Here is a 1,133-nt window from a genome sequence, read left to right on the forward strand (position 1 = left end):
CTTGAGCTGGGGGTGGCCGCAGAGACCAGCGAGAAGCGACTGTTTACTAAAAACACAGGTCCGTGCGAAGCCGTAAGGCGATGTATACGGACTGACGCCTGCCCGGTGCTGGAACGTTAAGGGGACCGGTTAGTCCAACTTCGGTTGGGCGAAGCTGAGAACTTAAGCGCCAGTAAACGGCGGTGGTAACTATAACCATCCTAAGGTAGCGAAATTCCTTGTCGGGTAAGTTCCGACCTGCACGAATGGCGTAACGACTTCTCGACTGTCTCAACCATAGGCCCGGTGAAATTGCACTACGAGTAAAGATGCTCGTTTCGCGCAGAAGGACGGAAAGACCCCGGGACCTTTACTACAGTTTGATATTGGTGTTCGGTTCGGCTTGTGTAGGATAGCTGGGAGACTTTGAAGCGATCACGCCAGTGGTTGTGGAGTCGTCGTTGAAATACCAGTCTGGTCGTGCTGGATGTCTAACCTCGGTCCGTGATCCGGATCAGGGACAGTGTCTGATGGGTAGTTTAACTGGGGCGGTTGCCTCCCAAAGAGTAACGGAGGCGCCCAAAGGTTCCCTCAGCCTGGTTGGCAATCAGGTGTTGAGTGTAAGTGCACAAGGGAGCTTGACTGTGAGACCGACGGGTCGAGCAGGGACGAAAGTCGGGACTAGTGATCCGGCGGTGGCTTGTGGAAGCGCCGTCGCTCAACGGATAAAAGGTACCCCGGGGATAACAGGCTGATCTTCCCCAAGAGTCCATATCGACGGGATGGTTTGGCACCTCGATGTCGGCTCGTCGCATCCTGGGGCTGGAGTCGGTCCCAAGGGTTGGGCTGTTCGCCCATTAAAGCGGTACGCGAGCTGGGTTTAGAACGTCGTGAGACAGTTCGGTCCCTATCCTCTGTGCGCGTAGGAATATTGAGAAGGGCTGTCCCTAGTACGAGAGGACCGGGACGGACGAACCTCTGGTGTGCCAGTTGTACCGCCAGGTGCATGGCTGGTTGGCTACGTTCGGAAAGGATAACCGCTGAAAGCATCTAAGCGGGAAGCCTGCTTCGAGATGAGTATTCCCACCCCCTTTGAGGGGTTAAGGCTCCCAGTAGACGACTGGGTTGATAGGCCGGATGTGGAAGCCCTGTAA

General features: G+C 55.7%; 1 rRNA gene (only partly in view). It reads left to right on the forward strand.

Annotated elements, in window-relative coordinates:
• Positions 1-1,133: ribosomal RNA gene (locus ABT367_RS41240) — 23S ribosomal RNA — on the forward strand; its annotated part reaches 1,601 nt to the left of the window's first position; the annotation flags it as partial.

Source organism: Streptomyces mesophilus (assembly GCF_040300965.1).
In the GTDB taxonomy this organism is placed as follows: domain Bacteria; phylum Actinomycetota; class Actinomycetes; order Streptomycetales; family Streptomycetaceae; genus Streptomyces; species Streptomyces mesophilus_A.